This window comes from Pseudoalteromonas spongiae UST010723-006, from assembly GCF_000238255.3.
Lineage (GTDB): Bacteria > Pseudomonadota > Gammaproteobacteria > Enterobacterales > Alteromonadaceae > Pseudoalteromonas > Pseudoalteromonas spongiae.
In genome coordinates, this window is record NZ_CP011039.1 from 2824475 (window position 1) to 2842438 (window position 17964).

Consider the following 17964-nt stretch of genomic DNA (forward strand, 5'->3'; position numbering starts at 1 on the left):
ATTCTCTATATCATCGAGTAAAGATAATAGGAATTATTACCATTTAGACTGTATTAGGATAGCAATTTTACAATTGTTACATTTGCAATTAAGTAGCTATTTGCTGGATAAAAGCACACAGCACTGCAGAGTTACGCGTTAAATCAAAATAGCGGATAAGCGATTGCTCGCTATTCACAGGGAATAATAATCACCACCTTTAAGCCCTTTTCAGACTTATTTTTAGCGTGAATGCTTGCTCTAACACTCGCTAAATGACGCTTCGCAAGTGCAAGCCCCAAGCCAAAGCTATCGCCATTTGCAATACGCGCTTTATCCAATCTAAAAAATGGCTCAAATATTTTTTCTAAGTATTGCTCTGGAATACCCGGTCCTTGATCAGTTATTTCAAGTACATAGTAACTGTCGTTTAGTGTTAGCAAAATTTGTACAAGACCACGCGAAGGAGTGTACCTTAGCGCATTACGAATCACATTTTCGATAGCAGGCGCCAAAGCACGATGATTGCTGTTATGAACAATGGCGTTATTTGGTGTAATCAGCTCTAATTGATGTTCTGGGAATTCAAAACGCGCATCATCAACTAACACATCAAGTAAGTCGACCAAATCAACGCTTTCTTGTTGTAAAATCAATTTTTCATTATCAAGCCATGCCAGTGTGAGGCTATCTTCAACAAGCTTTCGAATATGCTTAGATTCCCTTTCAATACGCGCCAAATGGTCACTGGCATCAAGATGTTCAAAATTAGCTACCGCAATATCTAAACGGGTGAGAGGTGTTCTTAACTCATGCGATAAATCGGCGATCAATTGGCGCTGATTACCAATAAGTTCACCGATTCTTGCTACCATAGTATCAAATGTTTTCGCAAGATCTGCCAGTTCGTCTTTGCGTCGCCCGAGGTACTTGCCTACCCGCACCGAAAAATTACCTCGGCTAAATTCTGATGTGGCCTTTTCGAGCTGTTGAAGCGGCGTAATGATGTGACGATACAGCATTATTGAAAGCAACAATAGCAAGGCCATTGGCGTAATTACCTGCAGCAAAAACTTAGTTGTTATCCAATAAGAGCCGGGACGCATATAGTCAGGTAAACGAATCACCAAACTTGCATTTGTTTGCGTAAATGGCACTTCCATAATTGGGTTTTCATCAAAATACAGATGAATTTTCCACTCTACACTGCGGCCAAAGTGATATGCCCCCACAATATTCTTATCTAACGTATCACCTGCAATATGTAATGCCTCAAAGCTCGCTATCGACACATATGTTTTCTCTTGCCGTTTGAGTGTTTCAAGCCAAGCTTGAAGTGCAGCTTTATTCTCTTTTAAGTATAGTGTTTCGGCCTGCCTTCCCCACGCATTAAGTTGGTTGCGATGCTGCTCTGCGATGAAGCTCATGCCTTCTTCGGTTTTTATCGTAACTATGTGTAAAAAATAAAAAAAGCTAACCAGCCCTGTAGCCAATATAAAACACAGTTTCCATAACAAGATACGCTTCATTTAAAGCAATACCCTTTTCCATGAACGGTTTGCAAGCGGTCTCCTTGCCAATTTGCTTGTGATAACTTGCGCCGGACACGGCTTAAATGCATATCTAAACTGCGATCGTACGCACCTAATTGCCTGTTAAGCACGGATTGATACAGCTCTGATTTATCGATCACAACATTTCGTTTAGAGATCAGCTGCCATAATAATTTAAATTGAATTGGCGTAAATTCAAGTGGTTTTCCATCCACTTGGATTTGCTGAGAAGACGCGTTAATAGTTAAACCATCGATGCTAATTTCGGATTCCACGTTAGTAAAACTATTCGCTTGGCTTCTGCGTAATAAGCTCTCAACCCTTAACAACAGTTCTTTTGCATTGAATGGTTTTGCAACATAGTCATCAGCGCCATGCGATAAGCCAATGATGCGCTCTTCTTCAGCACCTTGAGCAGACACCATAATCACAGGAACTTGGCTAAACTCACGTAATGATTTTAATAATGTAACGCCATCCAGTTTAGGCAGCATTTTATCCAGCAAGATTAAGTGATGGCGATGTTCACGGGCGCACATTAAGCCTCTTTCACCATCAAAGCATTGCTCTACTTGATAACCCGATTTAACTAACATGTCTTTGAGATAACAACTTAACGTTTTATCGTCTTCAATGAGCAATATGTTCATCACTGCAACAGCTAACCAAAATGATTTTTAATCTCATTTAATAAGTTTAATGTGCTGCACTTCGAATGTAAATTCCAAGGGTTGATTTTACTTTTATAAACTTAGCCGCGCCGAAATAAAGTCGAGAAATACCGAGATCCGCGACGATACCGCACTATTGCGATAATACACCGCCTGAACGCTCTCGCGTTTGTTGGGCGATACAATGTGATCGTGAAATACACTCACTAAACGTCCCGCAGCTAAATCATCTTTAATCATAAAGTGAGAAAGTAACGCTAACCCTTGCCCTGCAATACACAATTGTCGCACCGTTTCTCCGCTGGAAGCACTGATCGCAAAATCCAGCTTTTGTGGCCTTTTAAGCGGCCAATTATTTAAATGAGGCGCATCACTAAAACCAATTAAACGATGGTTTTGGGGAGCGAACTGCCCGTTTTCAAACGTTACGTTAGCTAAATATTTAGGGCTTGCCACAATATGTAATTTACTTTTTCCCAGTAAACGCGCATGTAAGTTTGAATCGCTTAACTCACCAATACGAATCGCAATATCTGTTTTATGTTCGAGTAAATCAATAATGCTGTCGTGGCTAGTAAGCTCTAAATGAATATCAGGATATAGTTCACTAAATTCGTTTATTAGCGGTGCAATTTGATGTAACACAAACGGGCTGGCAGCATCAACTCGCAACTTTCCCGACGGTGAACGTTTTAGTAAACGCAAGGCTTCTTCGCCTTTTGCCAAAACATTAAGGCCATCACGCGCATGGCGCAAAAAAAACGCCCCTTCTTCAGTCAGTTCTAATCGCCTTGTGGTGCGATTAAGTAAGGTTACGTCAAGAGTTCGTTCTAAACGCGTGACCGCCCGAGAGACTTTAGCGACTTGTAAATTAAGCAAGTTTGCTGCAGTAGAAAAGCTACCGCTATCAACCACTGTTATAAATGCTTCTAAATCTTCAGTTTTAGCAGAAACAGACATACACCCACCTTTTCATTTTTAACAAAAGTATTTTGTCACTACCGCTATTTTTTGCAAATAAATTAATACTCACAATAGTCCTCTCATTAGTAGATAACTAAAATAGGAAACTTTATGCCGTTAGCATTATTTGCGTTAACGCTAAGTGCCTTTGCTATAGGCACAACTGAATTTGTGATTGTCGGGCTTGTACCCACCATTGCCAACGATTTACAGGTTAGCTTACCCAGTGCAGGGTTATTGGTTAGCCTTTATGCATTTGGCGTAGCAATTGGGGCCCCTGTTTTAACCGCCTTAACAGGGCGATGGAATCGAAAATATTTGCTACTTAGCTTAATGGCATTATTTGTTGTGGGTAATTTGCTGGCGTGGCAAGCACCTAGCTATGAAAGTTTAATAATCGCTCGAATATTAACAGGCCTTGCACATGGTGTGTTCTTTTCTATTGGCTCGACCATCGCCACCAGCTTAGTAAGTAAAGAAAAAGAAGCCAGCGCCATAGCTATTATGTTCACCGGATTAACGGTAGCGTTAGTTACAGGCGTACCACTTGGCACTTGGATAGGACAACACTTTGGCTGGCGAGCAACCTTTTTAGTAGTCTCTGCATTAGGCGTAATCGCGCTTGTTGGCAGCGCATTGCTAGTACCTAAAAATCTTAAACAAAACCGCCCTGCTCGTTTAAAAGAGCAAGCTCAAGTGTTAGTACAACCTCGATTGTTGTTAGTGTATTTAATGACTATTTTAGGATATGGCGGCACATTTACCGCATTTACCTACCTTGCTCCAATTTTACAAAGTGAAAGTGGCTTTTCAGCAAATGCGATCGGCTTGATCATGCTGGTATATGGCGTATCGGTTTCTGTCGGAAATATTTACGGTGGAAAACTCGCCGATAAAAAAGGACCAATTAATGCGTTAACCATAATTTTTAGCGCCTTAACACTGATTTTACTTGCTCTAACGTTTACCATGACATCGAAAATAGGTGCCGTATTTACGGTATTGGTTTGGGGCGCTTTTGCATTTGGTAATGTACCCGGATTACAAGTTTATGTCGTTAAGCTTGCCGAAAAGTTTACCCCAAATGCTGTGGATGTTGCATCGGGTCTTAATATTGCAGCGTTCAATATTGGCATTGCTTTGGGATCTATTTTAGGAGGCGTTATTGTGGAACAACTGACATTGCAAGATACCGCATGGATTGGCGCACTAATTTCTGCGCTCGCCCTAGTGGTAACGCGTTACAGCGGTCGCTTAGATAAATGCGCAGTCAATAACGATAATATTCACGCCTAACCGCAAAAAATAGCTGTGTCATGCATTATCATGACACAGCAAAGCTATTACTAACGCTTTAAAAATATTGATTTTTTAGATATTTGTTGGACGCGTTCGGTTTGCCTTACTAATATTATTTGTATGCCACTTTTGATGAGAAACCTCACTTGCCAGCTTTGCTAAAACACAGCTTTTTAGCAAGCACTTTACTGTTTTCGTTTCACGTAAGTGCTGCTATTTCATTGCTGATAACAGATCAAAACAACCAAGCGCTAGAGCATGCCATCATCGAAATTGAAACTCTTGATGCTGTACAAACCAACATACCAGATACGCCTTTGGTTATGGATCAAATCGATAAGGCGTTTAGCCCTCATGTGCTCACTGTACCTGCCACTAGCTATGTAATTTTTCCTAATAGCGATGATATTCGCCACCATGTTTACTCTTTTTCTAAAGCAAAGCCTTTTGAATTGAAGCTCTATGCGGGTCAACCTAAGTCACCCATCATGTTTGAAAACACAGGCGTGGTTGTGCTTGGATGCAATATTCATGATGCAATGGTGGGTTATATTTATGTGTACAACAACAGTCACGTGTACATGTCGAATGCAAAAGGAGAAACAACTATTGATATAGCGCCCTCTAACATAAAAAACGCATGGCTTTGGCACCCACGAAACAACAATGGAGTAAAGCATAAACAAGTAATTAACCTTGCTGAGCTCAAGCAAGCAAAAGCCACTGTTACCTTAACGTTACCTGTTGCACCTGTAAAAGCCACAGGCAGTTTTCAAGATGTTTTTAAAACAGCTAATTAAGCTTAGCCTGCGGGCGCAAATTACATGGCTAGCTGCCAGTCTTATTATTATGACAACCTTATTGCTAACCATTAATTACTGGCTAACCACGGCAAGCTATGTCGAACAGCAATTACAACAACAAATGTATTTTGCACAGAATGTACTCAAGCAAAACCTTAAACAACAAGAGCAAGTGCTGATTACATCGGCCAACGTACTGACTGCCGATTTTGGTTTTAAACAAGCTGTTGCGACCCAAGACACCAAAACACTGCAAAGCGCCTTGCTTAATCATGGTCAGCGTATTAAAGCTGATCTTATGGTGTTAATTAATCTAAACGGCGAGTTTATTGCCAGCAACAATAATTCATATTCTTTAGCGCAACTTAATAAACACCTTGATGCACTTCCGCTAAAAGCGGTTAACGCGCAAATGATCGCAATTAACGACAGTATCTATCAAATTATACTCGTTCCGGTCAAAGCGCCACACACCATTGCCTATGCAATAATTGGTTTTCGCATTGATCAAAATACCTTATCCCAATTAAGTGAATTACTATCGTTGGATATTACATTTTTAGCCAATAAACACATTATTCAGTCCAGCTTAACAAAAGATGTACTAGCCAATGAAAATGTTTTTGGTGCGAATTTAACAGGTACCAGCTTACTGTTATCGTCTGCGTCGTTTTTTCATCAACCAATAGAAATTACAACCGCTAACAATATTTCTGCCGTGCTCTCTGCGTCACTTGATCCGTTACATCGCGATATAAACCGACTTATTATCGCCACGGTACTGGCTATTTTATTTATTTTATTTATTGCCATTAGTTTATCGCGCATTTTATCGAAACGTATTACACAACCACTTGATAAATTAATGAACATCACTAAAAACATTAGTGATGGTAACTTTCTAGTACCTCAGTTAAATAATCGTTTTCCTAAAGAGCTAGAGAAGCTTTATGGTGGCTTTTCCCTGATGAGCAGCGCGATTAAACAACGTGAAGAAAAAATTACCTACCAAGCTGAGCGCGATTTACTGACTGGCTTATACAACCGCTACAAAATAATCAATGATATTGATGCATTGCTTAAGCTAAACCTGCAAATCGTATTAATAAACCTAAATGTTAAAGGCTTTAAAGCACTTAACGACACTATTGGCATTACCAATGGTGATGTTATTTTAAAAGAAATTGCGCTAAGGCTTGGCAACTTTCATAAACAAAGCCAAACACCTAAACATTGCTTGCTTTCGCGCCCCAACGCTGATGAGTTTATTGTTGCGATAACCATTTCAGATGAACAGCAAATTAAAGGCCTTATTTCTCAACTACGCAATGAATTAGAGCGTCCTTTTTATTTAGATGGCATCGATTTATCACTGCAAATTTATTACGGCATTGCAAACTCTCTCGAGCACGGTAACGATGGCGAAAAGCTAATTCGTCGCGCCTCAATGGCCGCAGCAAATGCAGTTAAAAGTAATAACACGTTGCAATTTTACCAAAACGGTGACGATGAAGCTTACCTATACAAATTGAATTTAATTGAAGAGTTAAAACTCGCTTTAGAGCAAGATACAGGAAATTTATTTTTAACCTATCAACCTAAGCTCAACTTAAAAACAAAACAAGTAGATAAAGCCGAAGCGCTTATTCGTTGGGTCGATAAAAACAATGAATTTGTAAATCCCGAAATGTTCATTGCGCTCGCCGAACAATCAGGCCTTATTGTAACCTTAACCCAGTGGGTTATTCGCCAAGCCGCGCATCAAATACAAATTTGGAACCAGCAAGGGCTGTACTTTAATGTATCGGTCAACCTTTCTGCGCAAGATATTCAGCATGAGCAATTTGTGCATTTTTTATTAGAAACAACAACGTATTATTGTGTTGATCCTTCAAATATAATCTTAGAGCTAACCGAGCGCGACATTGCCGAAAACGAAGCATTAGTCATCGCCAAATTAACCCATTTAAAATCACTCGGTTTTGAAATCTCAGTTGATGACTACGGTATCGGACAATCATCACTTGCCAAATTAAAAAACTTACCTGTTGATGAATTAAAAATCGATAAGTGTTTTATCCTTAAACTTAATGAGTCTTCACAAGATCAAGATATTGTCGAATCAACTATTACGCTTGGCCACAAACTAGGGCTGCGTGTAGTTGCCGAAGGGGTTGAAAATCAACCAAGTTTAGATTTATTAACACAGTTTAACTGCGACTATATTCAAGGTTACTACTTAGCTAAACCGCAAAAGGCGGAGCAGCTTAGCGAATGGTATGCACACTATGTCAAAAATCATTAGTTTTTTATTATTGCTGATTACCACGAGTTGTTATGGCAATGGTAAATTGCTGGCAACGCCGGGCGTTTCACAAATTGAAGGGGCCGCTGGCGGCGGCTTAGTGCCATGGGCGCAACTCGCGGGCTACGCAAGCGAAGATGAAATGTCGATTTCGGGATATTGCACACAGGCAAATGTTGATGACTTTGAATTAAGTACTTGTGGCGTACAAGGTAACTTGTATGACCGTATTGAGATCTCTTACACAGCACAGCGCTTTGATGTTCTGCCGCTTACAACAACACTCGAGCAATCAATTTATGGCGCGAAAGTGCAACTCTACGGCGACCTTGTTTACAGTCGCTACCCTCAAATATCGCTTGGTATACAACACAAGCGACTCGAGACAGCAGATATCGCCTTTGCCCTAGGTGCAAAAGATGATTCTGCTACTGACTTTTACCTTGCCGCAAGCAAACTATATTTAGGCGCGGTCGCCGGCTATAACCTGTTATGGAACGCCACCGTTAGACACACACGCGCAAATGAAATCGGGTTACTTGGCTTTGGCGGACCACAACAAAAAAGCCACATTCAGTTTGAAGCCTCCGCGGCCATTTTAGTCAATAAACACCTTGCCATTGGCACTGAGTATCGGCAAAAGCCTGACAACTTGGGGCTAAAAGAAGATGATTGGCATGATGTGTTTGTCGCTTGGTTTCCTAACAAACACATTAGCGTTACCGCGGCCTATATCAATTTAGGCACGATTGCGGGTATCGAAAAGCAACGTGGCTGGTATCTTTCTCTCACGGGGTATTATTAATGGCTAAGCTCTTAACACTTTTTCTTACTGCAGTCCTACTAACAGCATGTGCCGCCAATAACGCAAATCAAACACTCTATAGCCAATTAAAAGGCGAACAAGGGCTGGAAAATATTGTTGATAGTTTTATTCAACACATCGCTAATGATGAACAAATATTTCATTACTTTGCAAAAGCCAGCGTAAGCCACTTCCGTGCTGGGTTTATTACGCACTTATGTGATGTCATAGGCGGACCTTGTGAATATAAAGGCGATAATATGGTCGACATTCACACCGGCATGAATATTAATGAAGCCGACTTTAACCGCATTGTCGAGCTATTGGTAAAAGCAATGGAAGACAACAACATAAGCTACCCAGTTCAAAACCAAGTACTTGCAAAGCTCACACCACACCGCGCTGAAATTATTAAGCGCTAGTGGTTAATTCCACACATAAAAAAGCCCAAGCTAAAACGCTTGGGCTTTTTTATTGTATTTGTTGAGTCAGCCTATAAGCCGGGTTCTGTCGTGGATAATCATTCGTCTAGGCTTAAAATCACTCTTAAGCTCAAGCAACCTACCCGGTTCCGATGTGGGCCACACCATAAGGAACCCTATTTGGTCTTGCTCCGGGTGGAGTTTACCTTGCAACCAACTGTTACCAGTGGCCCGGTGCGCTCTTACCGCACCCTTTCACCCTTACCAACCGAAGTTGGCGGTCTTCTCTCTGCTGCACTTGTCGTAGGCTCGCGCCTCCCAGCCGTTAGCTGGCACCCTGCCCTGTGGAGCCCGGACTTTCCTCCCCTTTACCCGTATATCCGAAGATACAACGATAAAGCAGCGATTATCTGGCTGACTCAGGGCGCCATTATACGGATTTTAACGTCTGCGGCTAGTTTTATTAGCGCCCCCGCAAAACCATTCATCTTAAATCAAAGAAACTGCGGCGATTTTAAAACTAGTTCAACACGTCTATTTTGCTGCATATTCGACTCGGTATCGTTTGCTGCTTTTGGTGCAACTGGGCCTACACCTACAGGCGTCAAACGCTGCTTATCAATTTTGTAGTTTGATACCAGCGTATTAACCACCTCTGCAGCACGGCGTTTAGACAAATCATGATTGTAACCATATTGCCCTTTGTTATCTGTGTGTCCCACCACATATAAAGATACTTGCTTCGAGTTTTTCAAAAAGTCTGCAATTTCTGCTAGTTGCTTATCTGAACTAGCTTTTAGTGTGTGCTTATCAAAATCAAATTCGATGCCATACAAAGACACACTGCCTGTCGCTTGAATTTGCTTGCTTAGGGTATCGCTATCAATATTAAGTGCAACTTGGCTCATTGCACGTTCTTCAATAATATCAACCACCATTTCTACATCGTATTTACCACTGTACTGCAGATTATAAATGGTTGCGTAGATCTTACCTTGAGGTGTCACTTTCTCAGCACTGAATAAATAATAATGACTCTTGCGGGTTATATTATAAATGTCTGAGCGGTGATTCTTGGCATGAATTGTGTTTTGAAGGTTATCGCGGAGAATATAGTTACCGCAATCTACTGCACTGCACTCATAAATTAAGTTAAACCCTGCTTTTTGTAATGCATTAATGTAATTCTGATGCACGGCGTAGGGGCCAACCTTCTTGTTAATACGGTAGTTAATCGTAGTAACTTTACCATTTACTTTTTTAGTCGGTATCGACTTTTTATACGGGCCAATTATTAAAGGGTATGACTCAAAATCATTAACCGCTGAATGAACAATATAACTGCCAGGGAAGCGCTCTATCATTGGATGGTCAGCACTGCCTCTAGCATCATCTTCTGGTGCCTTTAAACTCGAAAAATCGAATGGTTTGATTTTAAAGTTATTATCCACAGATACACCAATATCTGGCATTTTCGTTTCAACAATCTGTTCATAGGCATACATTAATGCATCTCGATAATCATTTTGTACAAACACTTGTATCGCTTGGCGACTGCCCTCCTCTCCTTTTATCGCCGAAAGGTAACCAAAGCGATTTTTTCTGACACCTGTATAACCTATTTGGTAAATATTTTTATAGCGAAAGCTGTTTTCAACGGTTTTCCGGTAAGATTTTGTACTGCAATCTGTAAGGCATTTTGTGGCAATTGTAAAACCGTCTGCAATTAGGTTATTTGCTAATTCTTCAAGGTAATGCGAGTAACTGATGCTAGGCTGACTTATTTGTTCTTGAACATAAGACTTATATTGACCTGTAATTTCAACGGATTGTTTACCTTCATTGTCCATCATTATTACAGTAGGTATATACGCGTATTGCGCACTGCTAAGGGTTTCGGCGCTCTCATTTTTTGCCACGACGAAGCCATCTGAGCTGGCCATTGCAACCAATGGTAAGAGTGCACATGAATATGCGAGTGCTTTTTTAAACATCTATCTTCCTTAATCTATTGCTGTTTAATATTTAAAAGCGCACAGTTAATGCGCTTTACATGTGAATATGTGTTTTTTTACTCCAGTTCGAGCATTGCTTTATACAGCGCGTTTTTCTTTAAATCTAAATAGTCTGCGGCAATACCACAAGCCTTTTTCAGTGGCATTTCTGCTTGTAGCAATTGAATCAGTTTTATTGCTTCAGGTGGTATTGCATTTTTATCCGCTTGTTTTCCAGGCAACATTAACACAATTTCACCTTTCTGACGTGCAGTGTCTTCCGTTAAGAAATCGATTAATTCCACCACAGTACCACTAAAGAAAGTTTCAAAGCTCTTCGTTAACTCTTTTGCCAACACCACTTTTTGCTCATCACCAAGCGCGAGTTTTAAGTCATCTAAGCTGGCCATAATACGGTGTGTACTTTCGTACATAATGCTTGTCATGCCTGAATTGTACGCATCAATAAAGAACTCTTGGCGCGCTTTGCTTTTAGCTGGTGTAAAACCAATAAATTGAAAGCGATCTGTCGCTAGGCCAGCACATGAAACCGCAGCAATTGCAGCACATGCTCCTGGAATTGGGCTTACTGTTGCGCCTTTTTCACGACATAAATTAACCACGGCATAACCAGGATCGCTAATCAGCGGCGTGCCTGCATCCGATACAAGCGCCACATTTAATCCTTGCTCCAACCAATCTAGTAGCTCGCTCGCTTTTTGCTTTTCATTATGATCATGTACCGCAATCACTTTTGCTTTAATTGAAAAGTGGCTTAATAGCTTGTTGGTATGGCGCGTGTCTTCTGCTGCAATAATGTCAACGCTTGATAAAACACTGAGTGCTCGTTGCGTAATATCCTCTAAATTACCAATGGGTGTTGCTACTACAAATAACTGCCCTTTAGCGCTTTGGTGATTTGATGTTCCTAAATCGGTTGGTTTCTGGCTATTTGCCATTGAGCTCTCCTACAACAGTTTGTAATATATGACCTAATTGGATAGAAAAATACTGAGATCAGCGTGCGACTAAAACTATTAGGGTTAACAGCTATATTTTCCTTGTTATCAGCGTGTAGTACAACCGAAAAAACACCGGTTGTTGAAACGGTAAAAGCCAAACCCGCTGTTGAGGTAGATCTCAGCGCACAAGATTTATATCAAAAAGCCTTATCTAAACGAGATTTTGATAAGATTCAGTTACTTTATACTGCACGCGACCGTGCAATTGAAGAGCAAAACTGGCAGCTTGTTATTACCATTTGCGAACAACTAATCGAATCGGGTGGCCCAGATAGTGTGCGTAATCAGCTTTATATTGCCTTGGCTTACACCCAGCAAAAAGATTATCACACGGCATTAAAAACGCTTGAGTCGCTCAATGCCAAACTCACATCCCCAATGCATTTTTTTCTACACCAAGAAATTTACGGCAATATATACTCAGCTCAAGCCTTACCTCATCAGGCGGCACCGTATTTAATTCGCGCGTCAGAAACCGCAAATAAACACGATTTTAAGGCCGACAAAGTAAATAAAGCACTTTGGCAGGTTTTAAACCAACTTTCAATTAAACAGCTTGAAGCACTTAACTCAGGTAGCAGTATTCAACGAGGATGGGTTAGCTTGGCACTTTATACCCAGCTTTATATTGGCGATGCGACCTCATTACAAGCCGCGCTAAATAAGTGGAATTATGCCTATTCAAATCACCCGGCAAGCTTTGCTCTACCTGATAACATGCAGCAGATTATCGATGTGCAACCAATTAATGTGAACCGCATCGCAATTATTTTGCCAAGCAATCAAAGTAAGCAAAAAGCATTATCGCAATCATTAAAGGCGGGCATTTTAGCGGCATCAGAAAAACACCCTGACCGAGAATTGCACTTTATTAATTCAGCATTGAGCGCAGAACAAATTGCAGAGCAACTAAATGAACTCGCGCCTGATTTTGTTATTGGCCCACTTTTAAAAGAAAATATTGATAAGTTACAACAAGCGGGCACGCTCGATGCTTATCCTACAATGTATCTTAACACCACACCACAGGCACTTGAGTCGATTGATCACTTTGCCTTTGCACTTAATCCTGAGCATGAAGTAACCCAAGCAGTTTATCACTTTGTAAATAAAGAGTTTAACAAGCCACTTGTCATTGCACCAGGCAACCGTTTAGGTAAACGATTAGCCAACCATTTCACCAACCAGTGGTTGGAGTTTTCTGATAATGAGCCGGAAGTAGGTTTTTATGCAAACAAGCGTGATATGCAAAAGCTGGTGCAAGAGCTACTTGAAGTCGATAAGAGTAAGCAGCGTATTAGAGAAATCAGTCTAATGTTCAGAGGCAAGCTGCATGAAGAAACGCGCTCTCGCCGTGACATTGATGCGATTTATATTATTGCCGATGCCGCGCAAACGCGACTGCTGAAACCGTCTTTTGATGTGAATATTTCAACGTTTGCTAAGCGCATTCCTATTTTTGCCAGCTCGCGTAGCCACGATATTAAATCTGATAAAACCGACAAAAAAGACTTAGCCGGTTTGTATTTTTCAGAAATTCCGTGGATGCTGCCATTAACAGGCGAACAACAGTCTTTACGCAGTGAATTTGATCAAATCTGGCCTGAGCATACAACTTTAGAGCAACAGTTGTTTGCCATGGGTTTTGATGCGGTTAAGTTAATTCCGCAATTGCGCCAACTACAAATGGTACCAGGCAAAACATTAACAGGCCTAACAGGTGATCTAACAGTAAATCAAGATGGCGACATTGAACGCGCATTAAAGTGGGCACAATATCGAGAAAAACAAATCGTAACGCTCGATATTAAGTCGCAAAAACCAACGCCGTTGTTTATTAAAAATCACCAACAAGAAACGCAGGACGCGGCTTTGTAAGGCAAAAGGAATAGCATGGGATGGACCTCTAAGTTATTTAAAAACAGTAAAGAAAAGGGAAACTTTTTCGAACTGCAAGCTGAGCAATATTTAAAGAAACAAGGTTTAACACCGGTAACACGTAATTATAATTGCCGTTACGGTGAACTCGACTTGATAATGAAAGACGGTAACACTTTAGTGTTTGTTGAAGTTAAATACCGTAAGTCAGAGGCGTTTGGCGGTGCAATTAACGCGTTATCGCACGCTAAACAGCAAAAACTAACACGCACCTTGTTTTATTATTTGAAACAAAATAGGCTAGAGGATTGTCCATATAGAGTCGACTATGTCGCAATAAGCGGGCAGAACTCAGAACAATTTACTTGGATTAAAAGCGCATTTTAGTATGCAAGAACTCGTTAAAGAAATATACACAGAAAGCATTCAAGCTCAAATTGCCGCTGGTGAAGCATTACCTAGCGCTTTAGAAGCTGCGGCATTTACCATAGTGCAAAGCCTAATTAATGGCAATAAAGTACTGTGTTGCGGTGGCAGCAATAATCATATGTTAGCAGCGCATTTTGCCAATTTGCTGGTTAATTTTTATGAAACTGAGCGCCCGTGCTTGCCAGCGATTGCATTAAGCAACGAATTAACACATCTGTCGAGCTATGCCACAACCGATGCCAACGAAAGCTTTTCACGCCAAGTACGTGCCTACGGACAAAGCGGTGACTTGCTTGTGGTGATCACGGTAACCGGTAACGAGAAAGAAGTGATCAGCGCCGTTGAAGCTGCTCTAACCAAAGATATGCAAGTAATTGTATTAAGTGGTGATGATGGCGGCGAGCTGGCAGGACTATTAGGGCCAAACGATGTTGAAATACGCGTGCCCTCAAAAAGACCAAGCCGAATTATCGAATCTCACTTGTTTAATATCCATTGCTTAAGTGAGCTTATCGATTTAACCCTTTTTCCACAGGATGATAGTTAATGAAATTTAAATTAGCTGTTGTTGCATCTATTGTTCTTTTACAGGGGTGTAGCGCTGCCATAGTCGCTGGTACTGCAGGCGCAGTAACATCAGCAACCGATCGCCGCACGCTTGGCACACAGATTGATGATAACAACCTTGAGATCAAAGCCACGCTGGCCTTAAAAGACGACGAGCAGTTAGCAAAATTTAGCAATATTATTGTGGTGAGCTTAAATGGCCGCGTATTACTGATTGGCCAAACACCAACTACAGAAATGCGCGCTAAAGCCGAAGCGATTGTAAAACCAATACGTGGCGTTGAAAAAATCCATAATCAAATTCGCATAGGTAATATCACAGGTGTTAGCACTAAAACACACGATACTTGGCTAACTTCAAAGGTAAAAACCATGTTGGTATCAGAAGAAAGTGTCAGTGCTAATGATATCAAGGTAATTACCGAAAACGGGGAAGTCTTTTTAATGGGACTCGTTACCGAACAAGAAGCTAATTTAGCAGCCGACGTTGCCCGTCATGTTTCGGGAGTCGAAAAAGTAATAAAAGTATTCGAATACCTTTAAGGCGCAGTTAGCGCCTTTTTTATTATAAAAATAAGAATAAAAACATGCGCCATTATTTAATTTTACTGTTACTGCTATTTGCAGTATTCACTCTACACGCCAAGCAGCATTTTGCTACACCCTATAGCGAACGTGTTTATGTTACCCAAATCACCAAGGCATTTGCTGATGAAGTAAATCGAGAGTTAGGGCTTAACATTGTTTTTCATAGCGGTGAAAGCCTTTATAAGCACAATGAAATTTACCGCGCACTGCGCACAAACCAAATACAACTTGGTGAAATATTTATCGCTCGTTTGAGCAATCACGCCGCTATCTATCAACTCGACAACTTACCGTTTTTAGCCACAAATTTTAGCAGCGCTCAACAACTAGCTAACCAACAAGCCGTTGAATTACGTAGCCAATTTGCCGAGCACGGATTACATCTGTTATTTACCAACCCTTGGCCGCCACAGGGTTTATTTACTAGTAAAGCAATCAAAACTGCAAACGACCTAAGTGGCCTTAAGGTTAGAAGCTATAGCGCAATGACAGCAAAATTAGCAAACCACCTTAAAATGATCCCAACCGCCGTTTCAAGCGCTGAGATTGCACAGGCATTTGCCACCGGCATGATTGAAGCAATGATCACCTCGCCAGCGACGGGAGTTTCGAGCAGAGCATGGCAATTTAGTCGCTATTACACACCAATCAATGCATGGATCCCAAAAAATATGGTGTTAATGAACCATGCCTTGTATCAATCTTTAACCCCAACGCAAAAACAGAAACTGAAACAAATCGTGAACAAGTATCAGCAGCGCGCGTGGCAACAAGCTGAGCAGCAAACCACACAGATGACTAAGCTATTAGCGGATAACGGCATGATTATTTCGCCTGTGAGCGATAGTTTATCGCAGAGTTTAAAAATTGTTGGCGCTAACATGGAGCAAGAATGGGCACTCAATGCAACGCAAAGCGAGTTGCACGTACTGCAAAAATTTAAGGAGCAACAAAATGCTCAATAAATTAAATGCGTTGAACATGAAAGTGAGCATTTTACTCATCGTTGCGATTTTTTTGTTAGTGCTCAGCCAAATCGTATTACGTTTGTTTAATTTGTACATTCCGTCACTCAATGAGATATGCGGATATTTGCTAATCAGCAGCTTTTTCTTGGCGCTAGGCTATAGCTTTGAACAAGAGAAACATATTCGTGTGGCTCTGGTGTTTGAATTCGACAACCCCAATCTCAGCCATTTCGCCCAAGTGGTTAGCTATTTAACAGCGACCTTAATTTGCACCTTTATTAGCTATGCATGTATTCAGCTAACGCTCGACTCTTATCATTTTCATGAAGTATCGAGCGGTGAGATTGCTATTTTAGAATGGCCCATTCAAGCTATTATGGCCTATGCCAGCTGCGTAACAACTATTACCATTGCATTTAAGGGATTGGAGGTATTACGTGGACATAGTTAGCCTTAGCGCTATTTTGGCGGTTATTTTTGCCCTTTTACTGCTAACAGGCGTATGGATTGGTTTTAGTTTAATTGGCGTTGCTTTGGTAGCACTTATTATTAATAACAATTCGGCTATCGACCTGATATTTGCAGGCACTGCATTTGCGCATTTAACACCGTGGTCATTAATCGCTTTACCGCTATTTATTTGGATGGGCGAACTGTTATATAAAGCCAAAGTAGCCGATGACTTATTTAATGGTTTAAGCCCTATACTGGCAAAGTTACCGGGCGGACACTTGCACATTAACGTGTTTGGTTCTGGTATTTTTGCTGCGCTCTCAGGCTCTTCTGCCGCGACAGCCGCAACCATTGGCCGTATGACTATTCCAGAGCTAAAAAAACGCGGTTATAACGAGCAAGATATTTATGGCTCGCTCGCTGGCTCTGCTACTCTTGGACTGCTAATTCCACCATCGATTATTTTGATTGTATATGGCGTTGCTGCGGATATTTCCATTGCAGACCTATTCATTGCCGGCATTCTGCCCGGGTTAATTTTATTAGCGCTGTTTTCCACCTATATTGCGATTCGCGGCTACTTAAAACCGGTAGATAAAAGCCAACTCCTTGCAAGCTCAGGTAATCCATTAACGTTACTTCCAATTATCTTGTTAATCACATTTGTTATTGCAGCCATCTACTTCGGCTTTGCAACACCTAGTGAGTCGGCAGTGTTAGGTATCCTGGGTAGTTTTATTTTAATTAAAGCAAAAAAACGACTGACGCTAGAGCTGGTTAAGCAAAGCTTAGTAGATGCGGCGATGACCACAGCTATGATATTACTGATTTTACTCGGTGCGAGTTTTGTTACCATCGCAATGGGCTTTTTGCAATTACCCGCAACGCTTGCCACTTGGATAGCCAGCCTAGAACTTAGTAACTATCAACTGCTAATCTATTTAACCTTAGCGTTTATCTTATTAGGGTTATTTTTAGATGGTATTTCGATTATTGTGCTGACCGCAGCCATACTCTTACCTATTGTAGAGCTAGCTGGCATCGATCTCATTTGGTTTGGTATTTACTTGGTTGTGGTGGTAGAAATATCGCAAATCACGCCGCCAATTGGCTTTAACTTGTTTGTTTTAAAGTCACTCACCAATGCCTCTTTGGCTCAGCTGGCAAAAGCCTGCTTACCGTATTTTTTGATTATGTTGCTGATGCTTGGTTTATTAGTGATGTTTCCAGAGATTGTTACAAGATAGCAATATCGTAGGTTGTAA

The 17964-nt window shown here is 41.0% G+C and carries 17 protein-coding genes and 1 other RNA gene; 12 read left to right on the forward strand and 6 right to left on the reverse strand.

Annotation, left to right across the window (positions count from 1 at the left end):
* Positions 1-170: 170 nt before the first annotated feature.
* The 3 genes from PSPO_RS12970 to PSPO_RS12980 form a co-directional block, all read right to left on the reverse strand.
* Positions 171-1508, reverse strand: a complete 1338-nt coding sequence (locus PSPO_RS12970; protein ID WP_010561614.1) for a histidine kinase sensor domain-containing protein — start codon at positions 1506-1508, stop codon at positions 171-173.
* Entirely contained in the window at positions 1505-2182 is a 678-nt protein-coding gene (locus PSPO_RS12975; RefSeq protein WP_010561613.1) for a response regulator transcription factor, read from the reverse strand. Before PSPO_RS12975 ends, PSPO_RS12970 begins: the two co-directional genes overlap by 4 nt.
* Before the next feature lie 93 nt (positions 2183-2275).
* Complete coding sequence (locus PSPO_RS12980) at positions 2276-3163, reverse strand: LysR substrate-binding domain-containing protein (RefSeq protein WP_010561612.1); 888 nt, start codon at positions 3161-3163, stop codon at positions 2276-2278.
* A 114-nt stretch (positions 3164-3277) separates the two neighbouring features.
* Between PSPO_RS12980 and PSPO_RS12985 the strand changes: the two genes are divergently transcribed.
* From PSPO_RS12985 to PSPO_RS13005, 5 genes are all read left to right on the forward strand, one after another.
* Positions 3278-4462 (forward strand): MFS transporter, encoded by a 1185-nt coding sequence (locus PSPO_RS12985; protein WP_010561611.1) that lies wholly within the window; start codon positions 3278-3280, stop codon positions 4460-4462.
* A gap of 149 nt (positions 4463-4611) precedes the next feature.
* Positions 4612-5265: a methylamine utilization protein gene (locus tag PSPO_RS12990; RefSeq protein WP_010561610.1), complete on the forward strand. Its 654-nt coding sequence runs from the start codon at positions 4612-4614 to the stop codon at positions 5263-5265.
* Entirely contained in the window at positions 5243-7573 is a 2331-nt protein-coding gene (locus PSPO_RS12995; RefSeq protein ID WP_010561609.1) for a bifunctional diguanylate cyclase/phosphodiesterase, read from the forward strand. Before PSPO_RS12990 ends, PSPO_RS12995 begins: the two co-directional genes overlap by 23 nt.
* Positions 7557-8378 (forward strand): DUF3034 family protein, encoded by an 822-nt coding sequence (locus PSPO_RS13000; protein ID WP_010561608.1) that lies wholly within the window; start codon positions 7557-7559, stop codon positions 8376-8378. The genes PSPO_RS12995 and PSPO_RS13000 overlap by 17 nt, the downstream gene beginning before the upstream one ends.
* Positions 8378-8800 carry a group I truncated hemoglobin gene (locus tag PSPO_RS13005; RefSeq protein WP_010561607.1) on the forward strand — a complete coding sequence of 141 codons (423 nt, stop codon included), beginning with the start codon at positions 8378-8380 and terminating at the stop codon, positions 8798-8800. Before PSPO_RS13000 ends, PSPO_RS13005 begins: the two co-directional genes overlap by 1 nt.
* Before the next feature lie 58 nt (positions 8801-8858).
* Here the strand turns inward: PSPO_RS13005 and rnpB are convergent.
* From rnpB to rsmI, 3 genes are all read right to left on the reverse strand, one after another.
* An RNA gene (gene rnpB, locus PSPO_RS13010) (RNase P RNA component class A) lies at positions 8859-9222 on the reverse strand.
* 72 nt (positions 9223-9294) lie between these two features.
* Positions 9295-10794 (reverse strand): OmpA family protein, encoded by a 1500-nt coding sequence (locus tag PSPO_RS13015; protein WP_010561606.1) that lies wholly within the window; start codon positions 10792-10794, stop codon positions 9295-9297.
* A 77-nt stretch (positions 10795-10871) separates the two neighbouring features.
* Complete coding sequence (gene rsmI / locus PSPO_RS13020; protein WP_010561605.1) at positions 10872-11753, reverse strand: 16S rRNA (cytidine(1402)-2'-O)-methyltransferase; 882 nt, start codon at positions 11751-11753, stop codon at positions 10872-10874.
* Between the two features lie 63 nt (positions 11754-11816).
* Between rsmI and PSPO_RS13025 the strand changes: the two genes are divergently transcribed.
* The 7 genes from PSPO_RS13025 to PSPO_RS13055 are packed head-to-tail and all read left to right on the forward strand — an operon-like array spanning position 11817 to position 17946.
* Entirely contained in the window at positions 11817-13694 is a 1878-nt protein-coding gene (locus PSPO_RS13025; RefSeq protein WP_040641443.1) for a penicillin-binding protein activator, read from the forward strand.
* Positions 13695-13709: 15 nt separating this feature from the next.
* Positions 13710-14081: a YraN family protein gene (locus PSPO_RS13030; RefSeq protein ID WP_010561603.1), complete on the forward strand. Its 372-nt coding sequence runs from the start codon at positions 13710-13712 to the stop codon at positions 14079-14081.
* Between the two features lies 1 nt (position 14082).
* On the forward strand, positions 14083-14670 hold the full coding sequence (locus PSPO_RS13035; protein WP_010561602.1) for an SIS domain-containing protein: 588 nt from the start codon (positions 14083-14085) through the stop codon (positions 14668-14670).
* Entirely contained in the window at positions 14670-15233 is a 564-nt protein-coding gene (dolP, locus tag PSPO_RS13040) for a division/outer membrane stress-associated lipid-binding lipoprotein (protein WP_010561601.1), read from the forward strand. The genes PSPO_RS13035 and dolP overlap by 1 nt, the downstream gene beginning before the upstream one ends.
* 44 nt (positions 15234-15277) lie before the next feature.
* Positions 15278-16243 carry a TRAP transporter substrate-binding protein DctP gene (dctP, locus tag PSPO_RS13045; protein ID WP_010561600.1) on the forward strand — a complete coding sequence of 322 codons (966 nt, stop codon included), beginning with the start codon at positions 15278-15280 and terminating at the stop codon, positions 16241-16243.
* Entirely contained in the window at positions 16233-16697 is a 465-nt protein-coding gene (locus PSPO_RS13050; RefSeq protein WP_010561599.1) for a TRAP transporter small permease, read from the forward strand. Before dctP ends, PSPO_RS13050 begins: the two co-directional genes overlap by 11 nt.
* The gene (locus PSPO_RS13055; RefSeq protein ID WP_010561598.1) at positions 16684-17946 is read left to right on the forward strand and encodes a TRAP transporter large permease; all 1263 of its coding nucleotides are present in this window, start codon (positions 16684-16686) and stop codon (positions 17944-17946) included. The genes PSPO_RS13050 and PSPO_RS13055 overlap by 14 nt, the downstream gene beginning before the upstream one ends.
* The last annotated feature ends 18 nt before the right edge of the window (positions 17947-17964 follow it).

Coding starts and splice junctions, on each gene's coding strand:
- PSPO_RS12970 (WP_010561614.1), bottom strand. CDS start 1,508: ATGAAGCGTATCTTGTTATGGAAACTGTGTTTTATATTGGCTACAGGG.
- PSPO_RS12975 (WP_010561613.1), bottom strand. CDS start 2,182: ATGAACATATTGCTCATTGAAGACGATAAAACGTTAAGTTGTTATCTC.
- PSPO_RS12980 (WP_010561612.1), bottom strand. CDS start 3,163: ATGTCTGTTTCTGCTAAAACTGAAGATTTAGAAGCATTTATAACAGTG.
- PSPO_RS12985 (WP_010561611.1), top strand. CDS start 3,278: ATGCCGTTAGCATTATTTGCGTTAACGCTAAGTGCCTTTGCTATAGGC.
- PSPO_RS12995 (WP_010561609.1), top strand. CDS start 5,243: ATGTTTTTAAAACAGCTAATTAAGCTTAGCCTGCGGGCGCAAATTACA.
- PSPO_RS13000 (WP_010561608.1), top strand. CDS start 7,557: ATGTCAAAAATCATTAGTTTTTTATTATTGCTGATTACCACGAGTTGT.
- PSPO_RS13005 (WP_010561607.1), top strand. CDS start 8,378: ATGGCTAAGCTCTTAACACTTTTTCTTACTGCAGTCCTACTAACAGCA.
- PSPO_RS13015 (WP_010561606.1), bottom strand. CDS start 10,794: ATGTTTAAAAAAGCACTCGCATATTCATGTGCACTCTTACCATTGGTT.
- rsmI (WP_010561605.1), bottom strand. CDS start 11,753: ATGGCAAATAGCCAGAAACCAACCGATTTAGGAACATCAAATCACCAA.
- PSPO_RS13030 (WP_010561603.1), top strand. CDS start 13,710: ATGGGATGGACCTCTAAGTTATTTAAAAACAGTAAAGAAAAGGGAAAC.
- PSPO_RS13035 (WP_010561602.1), top strand. CDS start 14,083: ATGCAAGAACTCGTTAAAGAAATATACACAGAAAGCATTCAAGCTCAA.
- dolP (WP_010561601.1), top strand. CDS start 14,670: ATGAAATTTAAATTAGCTGTTGTTGCATCTATTGTTCTTTTACAGGGG.
- dctP (WP_010561600.1), top strand. CDS start 15,278: ATGCGCCATTATTTAATTTTACTGTTACTGCTATTTGCAGTATTCACT.
- PSPO_RS13050 (WP_010561599.1), top strand. CDS start 16,233: ATGCTCAATAAATTAAATGCGTTGAACATGAAAGTGAGCATTTTACTC.